We start from the raw sequence: 7,658 nt of genomic DNA, 5'->3' as shown, positions 1-7,658 counted from the left end.
CTGCCCGGGCTCCCCTCAACCTGTCTCAACCACCCGCCAGGCGTTCACCAAGTACACACCCTCACACGAGAGGTCGGTCCGACCATCCTCTCGTGTGAGGGTGTTCCGGCGGTGAATGGGGCGGGGCCGAATTGGCGCTGCTCATGATGCCAGCCCAGGCAACTGCAGCAGGTCCAGAGCGTTCTGCACTGCGGCGCGGACTGCATGACGGACCGAGGCGACACCGATATCGGCACGGTTGAACCTCAACACCTGCCATCCCTCGCCCTCCAACTGTCGGTCGATCGCCTTGTCCCGTGCCCGGACCTCGGGGGAGTCATGGGAGGCGCCGTCGTAGTAGAGGGCGATCTTCAACTCCGGGCACGCCAGGTCGGGAGCTGTTCCTCCGCATCGCCCCCGCCCGAGATCGAGCTGGGACACCCACCTGTAACCGGGCGGAAGGCACTCCAGCACCAGCAGTCGGAGGATCGTCTCCATCGGGGACTCGGCACCGCCGTCGGACAGGTTCAGCACCGTGGACACGCGGTCGGCGGCGATCCTCTTTCTCGCCGCCGCCCGGATATCGTCACAGCTCACCCCGGTGCTGTACCGGAAAGCATCGACCAACTGGACCCCACAGATCAGCTTCGCCCTCATCTGCGGGATTCCGAGGACCCGCCACCGGTGGAGTCCGTCGAGCACCGAGGAGAGGCACTGGACGACAGCGGTCGGGGCGTCCACCACTGTGAGGTCGGGAAGATGCGGGTCGGGGCGTATGACCGCTAGTCCGTCTGCGGGGACCGGGTAGATCACCGGTCTCAACGGGGTCAGTACGGCAATCGACGTGTCTGATCTGCCGGTGTGTCCGCGGTCAGCGTAGAGCACGGTCGGCGCAGAGTCCGCCCAGTCGGGGCCCAGATTGTGAAACGGGCAGGCAGACCAGCTGCCGAGGATCGCGTCGGGGTGGTTCAGCGCGTGTGCCCGAGCCCGGTCGAGGGCGTTGGCGGGGAATCCGCCGAAAGAGGCCGGGTCCTTCCTCGGTGGAGGCATCACCTGACCTCTGGCGACGGTGGTCCAGTGTCTGTCAAGTGTCCATCGGCTCACATCACCAGAAGCGAGAACCTCTGAGCGCTTCTGCGGGATGGCCGGGGAAAGGTCGTGGTTGTGGTGGGGGTTGGGACGGGGCTTCTGTCGGTCCATACGGAGTTTGACTCCAGCGACCGTCCGAAAGTTCATTCACAACGAGTTCACCCTCACACCAGAGGTCGGGGGGGACCATCCTCTCGTGTGAGGGTGAACCAGGTGTGAGCTGTCCTGGTGGGGTCAGGCCCCGGAGTCAGGCCCCGGCTGAACCAGCCGACCCGGAAGCGCCCGGCTCCTCCGGATCCTGACGCTCTGGGCGCTCCTTGCGTGAAGTGTCCGGGCGCTCGGCCCGGGCCTGCGTCTCGGCGTCCTCCGCACGCTTCTCCGCCTCTGCGGCACGCCGTTCGGCGTCTTTCGCGCGGGCCTCGGCACTGCGCAGGTTCTCCTCCGCGAGCCGTTCCTTCTCCCGCTGCTGCTTGAACCGCTCCTTCTTGATCTCCCAGAGGAAGTCGGGGTCGTCCTCAGGGCCCTTGACCTCCTTCCTCGGAGTCTTTCCCAGGGATCGCTGACCGTCGTTGACGCGGTCGCCCGAACCCGGCCCGAAGGCACGCCACAGGACGACCACAGTGACGATCACGAGGATGAGGATGATGAGCCGGCCCACGGTGGGACCCTCCTTGGATAGCGGTCGGGAAACAGAGGTGCGGTGTGACCCTCCATGCTACGGGAACGGGAGTACGGATTGGGAGGGGACGCAGCGACGAACGTACAGTGGCAGGCGTGAACGACAGCGTGAACGACAGTGCGGGCGACAGCGTGGAGAAGACCGTGGGCGAAGCCGTCAGCGACAACGGCGCCACCGACCTGGCCCCCGGCAAGCTCGGCGGCGAGGCCTGGCGCGACATAGTCCTCTACGGGGTGGCCCGCCTGGTGCTGTTCATCGTGCTGACCGTTGTCATCCAGCTCATCGCCGTGCTGCTGGAGATGGGGCAGTCCTTCCCCCTGGCGATCAGTGCGCTGCTGGCGCTGATCATCGCCTTCCCACTGTCGATGTTCGTGTTCAAGGGCCTGCGGCTGCGGGTCAACGAGCACCTCGCCGTCTGGGGTGCGGGACGCGAGCGGCACAAGGACGAGATGCGTGCCCAGCTCGAGGAGCGGTTGGACTGAGCACAGGTCTTCCCCGGGCACGGCGCCGTGCCCGGGGGATCGGTGACGACCTCGATGGTCGCCCGTGGTGGAGAGCCACCGAAAGATCAGTAGATGCCGCAGGTTCCGTCAGAGGAGCAGGTGGCGTTGCTGTGCCCCTTGATGCGGCCACACATGTCCCGGGTCTGACCACCGGTGCCCGCCTGCACCAGGAGTGAACCTGTGCCTGGAGCAGGCGCGCCTTTGATCGGACACGACGCCGGTGCCCTGGGCCGTGCGTGCCGCGTGCCGCCGGCCGGGGGTGCTGGTTTCTCCCCCCGGAGTCCGCCGGCCAAGCGGAAGTGACGGAGTCTCCGTTGGCGCACCATCCTCAGACGGACGCAACCGGACACCGCGGCGGTGCCTGGATCCGTGCTTTCTGCGACTTCCGGTGCAGGCTGTGCGACTGGTGGTCCGCATTGCCGGGGACTTCACGTTGATAACCGAAATGGCCTTCGCCTCACCTGCTTTCGGGCGTAACGGCGTTCAATCCACAGGACTGACAAGCTATCGTTCAGGTCCATACGGTCAACACTTTGATAGATATGAGGAATGTAGATGTCTGCAGAACTAGACACCCCGCGAGAAGAGACAACGTCAGGCTTCCGTGCTTGGTGGCGGACGGCGGACCGGGCGGCGCTCGTCACAGTGATCGCCGCCGTGATCTCGGTGCTGACCTTCGTCTGGTTCCCTGTGGGGTCGGTCATCGCACTGGTCACCCTGATCGCGGCGGTCATGCTGCTCCGACGTCCGACCGGATGGCGGGGGACGGTGTGGACCGCCTTCGGCATCAGTGTCGCCGTACTTGTTGCCACAGCTCTCGTCGTGTTCGGACTCATCTCCTGGACCACAGCCACTGATGACGGAGGCGGACCCGCCACCGCCACCCCGGTCTCTGTTCCCGCCTCCCCCGCGCGGAACTGATCTACATCAGCACTACACCAGCAGCATCGCGATGAACATCGCGACCGCCCACACCAGCATCGCCCGGCCGGTGGTCCCCAGCACCGGGATCAGCTCCTTACCGGTCGCCCCCTGCACCACGGGCAGTGCGGCGACGATGAGCAGCGGCACGGCGATCAGCCCGATGAGGGCGGCGATCCCGGCACCGGCCAGCGCCAGCGTCATCACCACGGAGACGACCAGCAGCGACACGTAGAGGATCCGCGTCCCCCGGTCGCCGAGGATCACCGCCAGGGTGGTCTTGCCGGCGACGGCATCCGTCGGGATGTCACGCAGATTGTTGGTCAGGTTCACCGAGGAGGACAGCGAACCGATGCCCACCGCCAGCGCCAGGCCGACCCACGAGATCTTCCCCGACTGGGTGAACTCGGTCCCGAGCACGGCGACCAGACCGAAGAAGATGAACACGGCGACCTCGCCCAGCCCCCGGTATCCGTAGGGGTTCCTGCCACCGGTGTAGAACCACGCGGCGAGGATGCACACCGCACCGGCGATGATCAGCCACCAGCTCGACGCCAGCGACAGGACGATTCCCGCCACCCCGGCCACACCGAAGCAGAGGAAGGCCGCGTACTTCACCCGCTTCGGGGGCACCAGGCCGGACCCGGTGAGACGCAGTGGCCCGGTGCGGTCGTCGTCGGTGCCGCGGATCCCGTCGGAGTAGTCGTTGGCGTAGTTCACGCCGATGATCAGGGCCATCGCGACGACCACGGCGAGGACCGCCCTCCACCAGGACGCCCCGTCGTCCCAGATCGCGGCACCTGTGCCGGCGAGGACGGGGGCGATGGCGTTGGCCCAGGTGTGGGGGCGTGCGCCGGTGAGCCAGTCCCGCGGGGTGGCGCCGGACGCTGCAGAGGACGCAGAGGCAGAGGGGTCAGACATGTCCCTCACTGTAGTCAGTCGCCGGACGCCTCCCGTACAAGCTCCTGCAGGACGCCGCGTACCCGCATCCGGTCGACCTTCCCCGGTCCGGTGGTGGGCAGGGTGTCGACGGTGAAGGCGAGTTTCGGCACCAGGTGAGGCGCAGTGGCAGCGTCCTTCAGCTGTGCCCGCAGCCGCGCCGTGCAGTCGGTCCCGACCGGACCCGCAGCCTCCGCGAGCACCGCGACGATCTCGCCCCACTCCCCGTCCGGCACCCCGGTCGCGCAACAGGTCACCCCGACCGCGGCCACCGCTGCCTCGACCTGTTCGGGCAGGATCTTCAGTCCGCCACTGTTCACTGCGCCGTCGGCGCGGCCCAGCACAGTGAGGACGCCGTCGGTGACCCGCCCGAGGTCTGAGGTGCGGAACACGCCGGGTGCGGGGAAGGCGTCAGCGGTGACCGTCGGGTCGAGGGAGCCCGTGGCACGGTAGCCGTCGGCCACTGAGGGGCCGTGCAGGGTCACCCGTCCGACACCGGCGGGATCAGGGTCGGTGATCTCCACCGTGTAGCCCGGCAGTGGTGACCCGTTGTAGAGCACCCCGCCGGAGGTCTCCGAGGAACCGTAGGTCAGCAGGACGTTCAGCCCCTGCTCGGCGCACCGTGTGACCACGGCCGGGGGAGTGGGCCCGCCGCCGACGAGGATCGCGGCGTAGCGGCCCAGGGCGCTCACGCCCGCGACGGAGTCGAGCAGCCGGATCAGCTGGGTGGGCACCAGAGAGGTGTGGAGGGGCCTGCCGGGGTGCGCGTCGGCCAGCGCGTCGGTCGCGGCGCAGAAAGCGTCCACCCGGAACGGGGCGGGCAGCACCGCCGGAGCGGACCCGGCATCGAGACTGCGCAGGATGACCATGGTTCCGGCGATGTGGTGCGGCGGCAGGGCGAGGAGCCAGGGGCCGGGACCGGTGCCGGACCGGGCCCTGATGAAGGACGCCGAGGCGTCGATAGCGGCGTGTATCCCGGCCGTGCGCAGCAGTGCGCCCTTCGGGGTGCCGGTCGAACCGGAGGTGCAGGCGACGAGGGTGCCCGGGGCTGCCGGACGGGCGGGGTCGTCGGCGTGCATGATGTCGGACAGTGACTTTCCCGCCGCACCCGTGGAGGTGACGGGTGGGACGGGGAGCAGGGCGCGGCGTCCGGCGAGGAGATCACGGTAGGCGGGCAGTGCCGCACGGACGCCGGCTGCGTCCTGGGGGACAGGGAGAGAGTCGAGCGGGGGATTCACCGCTCTGACGCTACCCGGCGTCGCCGCGGGATGCGGCTACCGGGCGAGCAGGCCGAAACTGTCGACGTAGTCGAAGGCGACGATTTCCTCGAAGGGGGTCGCGTCGCGGTCGTAGAGGGTGACGAAGGATGAGCGGACGTCGGCCTCACGCGCCGGGGTGTGCCCGGTGTCGATGAGGTGGGCGACGATGTCGGTGGCCGCCGGTCGGGAGTGGAGGACACCCAGACCGGTGCCTGCGGCAGCGTCTGCGGTTCCGTGGACCGGTGCGAGGTACCAGTCGAGGATCTTGGACAGTGGGTTGTACATGGGCTTTCACTCCTTCCACGCCGTACGTGGTGGGGTATGTCGGGGTAATGCTGATTGTCGAGGGTAAGCCCTATTGTGGGAAACGTCAAGCAATTGGCACAAAAGAGCAGCTCACCGGGCATGCCGGGGAGCTGCTTACTGTGTGGTCCGGTGGTGACTACCGGGGAGGCACCTAGTGTCCGGTGCTTCCTCCGGTACCGAAGATGTCCCATCCGAAGGCGTCGTAGAGACGGCCCTGGGTGATCCACAGCAGGCCGATGACCACGGCCGCGATGATGACGAGGAAGAGGACGGCGGCCACTCCTCGCTGCCAGCCGGGGATGTGCTCACTGGCATGGCCGTCGACGCCCTGCTCGGGGACGCTGAGACGGATGGCCAGACCGTAGATGATCGGAAGGCCGGCGCCGAGGATGATGCCGGCGAGGGTCACCTGGAGGAGGTCACTGAGAAGCTCCATGGTCTAGACGTCCTTTCGGGAAGCGTGGTCGACCCCGCTGGAGGTGTCGACGAAGTGGGCCGGGTCATGGATCCCGGCGGTGGCGCCGGAGAGGGTGCGGCCGGCGGTTTCCGTGAGGCTGACGTCGGCGGCGTCGGAGTGGTCGGCGGGCGGGGTGAGCCCGTGCTCGTCCCAGTCGGCGTTGACGTTGTCGGCGTGGACCGGCTGCTTGCGGGCCTGGACGATGACCAGCCCGACCACGATCAGCAGGACGATGAAGGCGGCGATGGCGCCACCCGCCAGGTTGGTGAGGTTGGCGGTGCCGTTGGCGATGTGCCAGATGCAGTAGGAGACGAGGGCCGCGATCGGGAGGGTGGTGACCCAGGCGGTCGCCATTCGGCCGGCGACGCCCCAGCGGACCTCGGCACCCGGGCGTCCGACACCGGTGCCGAGGATGGAGCCGGTGGCGACGTGTGTGGTGGACAGGGCCATACCGAAGTGGGCGGAGGTGAGGATGATCGCCGCGGAGGATGCCTCGGCGGCCATGCCCTGCGGGGAGGAGATCTCGACCAGGCCCTTGCCGAGGGTGCGGATGACGCGCCAACCGCCGGAGTAGGTGCCGGCCGCGATGGCGAGAGCACAGCTCGCGGTGACCCAGAAAGGCATGTTGGCTGCCTCGTCGAGGTGACCTGAGGCGACGAGGGCGAGGAAGATGACACCCATGGTCTTCTGGGCGTCGGAGGTGCCGTGGGCGAGGGCGACCAGTGAGGCGGAGCCGATCTGTCCGACGCGGAAGAGGTTGTCTCGTTCGGTCTCACGGGTCCGCCGCGTGGTGCGGTAGATGCCGTAGGTGCCGATCGCGGCGACCAGTCCGGCGATCACCGGGGCTGCGAGGGCGGGGACGAGGATCTTGTCGAGGACACCGCTCCACTCGACACCGGAGAAGCCGAGGGCGCCGATGGCGGCGCCGATGAGTCCACCGAACAGTGCGTGGGAGGAGCTGGAGGGCAGGCCGAGCAGCCAGGTCAGAAGGTTCCAGACGATGCCGCCGATGAGTCCGGCAAACACGACCAGCAGGAGCTTGTCGGTGTCGGCGGTGATGCTCAGGTCGAAGGCGTCGAGGTCGACGATTCCTTTGGCCACGGTCTTGGCCACCTCGACGGAGAGGAAGGCACCGACCAGGTTGAGGCCACCTGCGAGTGCCACGGCGACCTTGGGTTTGAGTGCGCCGGTGGCGATGGAGGTGGCCATCGCGTTGGCGGTGTCGTGGAAGCCGTTCGTGAAGTCGAACGCCAGGGCTGTGCCGATCACGAGGATCAGGATGAGTACTTCGGTAGTCACCAGAGAAGAATCCCTCTTCGACGCCGGAATTTCCATCCCCCGCCAGTGCGGGGGTGACGGGGGGAGTGCCGGATGAACCTCACGGAAACGAATGTCGGCGGGCTGACGATACTGCAGTATTTCTGCAGGTCAAGCACTATTTGTGATGATGTCCCGCGATGGGACACCGGAATAGTGGGTTCCGCCCACGGAGTTCCCGCAGGTCAGCAATTCGGTGTCTGTCCGAT

General features: G+C 67.6%; 9 protein-coding genes. 2 read left to right on the top strand and 7 right to left on the bottom strand.

Features of this window, described 5'->3' with window-relative positions; translation table 11 throughout:
- Positions 1-141 precede the first annotated feature (141 nt).
- Both QZV72_RS06215 and QZV72_RS06210 read right to left on the bottom strand, forming a co-directional pair.
- Positions 142-1,029, bottom strand: coding sequence for an endonuclease domain-containing protein (locus QZV72_RS06215; RefSeq protein WP_297006356.1), 888 nt, complete (start codon positions 1,027-1,029; stop codon positions 142-144).
- Between the two features lie 286 nt (positions 1,030-1,315).
- Complete coding sequence (locus QZV72_RS06210) at positions 1,316-1,726, bottom strand: hypothetical protein (RefSeq protein WP_297006354.1); 411 nt, start codon at positions 1,724-1,726, stop codon at positions 1,316-1,318.
- 200 nt (positions 1,727-1,926) lie between these two features.
- Between QZV72_RS06210 and QZV72_RS06205 the strand changes: the two genes are divergently transcribed.
- Positions 1,927-2,229 (top strand): DUF4229 domain-containing protein, encoded by a 303-nt coding sequence (locus QZV72_RS06205; protein WP_297006358.1) that lies wholly within the window; start codon positions 1,927-1,929, stop codon positions 2,227-2,229.
- A gap of 576 nt (positions 2,230-2,805) precedes the next feature.
- Positions 2,806-3,171, top strand: coding sequence for a hypothetical protein (locus QZV72_RS06200; protein ID WP_297006353.1), 366 nt, complete (start codon positions 2,806-2,808; stop codon positions 3,169-3,171).
- A gap of 12 nt (positions 3,172-3,183) precedes the next feature.
- On the opposite strand, the gene QZV72_RS06195 is transcribed toward QZV72_RS06200, so the two are convergent.
- The 5 genes from QZV72_RS06195 to QZV72_RS06175 form a co-directional block, all read right to left on the bottom strand.
- The gene (locus QZV72_RS06195; protein ID WP_297006351.1) at positions 3,184-4,092 is read right to left on the bottom strand and encodes a 1,4-dihydroxy-2-naphthoate polyprenyltransferase; all 909 of its coding nucleotides are present in this window, start codon (positions 4,090-4,092) and stop codon (positions 3,184-3,186) included.
- A 14-nt stretch (positions 4,093-4,106) separates the two neighbouring features.
- A complete protein-coding gene (locus QZV72_RS06190; RefSeq protein WP_297006349.1) occupies positions 4,107-5,348 on the bottom strand; it encodes an AMP-binding protein in 1,242 nt (413 codons plus the stop codon).
- Between the two features lie 36 nt (positions 5,349-5,384).
- Positions 5,385-5,654, bottom strand: coding sequence for a hypothetical protein (locus tag QZV72_RS06185; RefSeq protein ID WP_297006347.1), 270 nt, complete (start codon positions 5,652-5,654; stop codon positions 5,385-5,387).
- 172 nt (positions 5,655-5,826) lie between these two features.
- Positions 5,827-6,111, bottom strand: a complete 285-nt coding sequence (locus QZV72_RS06180) for a hypothetical protein (RefSeq protein ID WP_297006345.1) — start codon at positions 6,109-6,111, stop codon at positions 5,827-5,829.
- Between the two features lie 3 nt (positions 6,112-6,114).
- On the bottom strand, positions 6,115-7,431 hold the full coding sequence (locus tag QZV72_RS06175) for an inorganic phosphate transporter (RefSeq protein ID WP_297006343.1): 1,317 nt from the start codon (positions 7,429-7,431) through the stop codon (positions 6,115-6,117).
- Between the last annotated feature and the right edge of the window lie 227 nt (positions 7,432-7,658).

Origin of the sequence: uncultured Corynebacterium sp. (assembly GCF_902782855.1) — a bacterium.
Lineage (GTDB): Bacteria > Actinomycetota > Actinomycetes > Mycobacteriales > Mycobacteriaceae > Corynebacterium.
This window is presented reverse-complemented; position numbering and strand designations above follow the sequence as displayed.

Bases quoted from the DNA above. Each gene is read 5' to 3' on its own strand.
- QZV72_RS06215 (WP_297006356.1), bottom strand. From the start codon at position 1,029: ATGCCTCCACCGAGGAAGGACCCGGCCTCTTTCGGCGGATTCCCCGCC.
- QZV72_RS06200 (WP_297006353.1), top strand. From the start codon at position 2,806: ATGTCTGCAGAACTAGACACCCCGCGAGAAGAGACAACGTCAGGCTTC.
- QZV72_RS06195 (WP_297006351.1), bottom strand. From the start codon at position 4,092: ATGTCTGACCCCTCTGCCTCTGCGTCCTCTGCAGCGTCCGGCGCCACC.
- QZV72_RS06185 (WP_297006347.1), bottom strand. From the start codon at position 5,654: ATGTACAACCCACTGTCCAAGATCCTCGACTGGTACCTCGCACCGGTC.
- QZV72_RS06180 (WP_297006345.1), bottom strand. From the start codon at position 6,111: ATGGAGCTTCTCAGTGACCTCCTCCAGGTGACCCTCGCCGGCATCATC.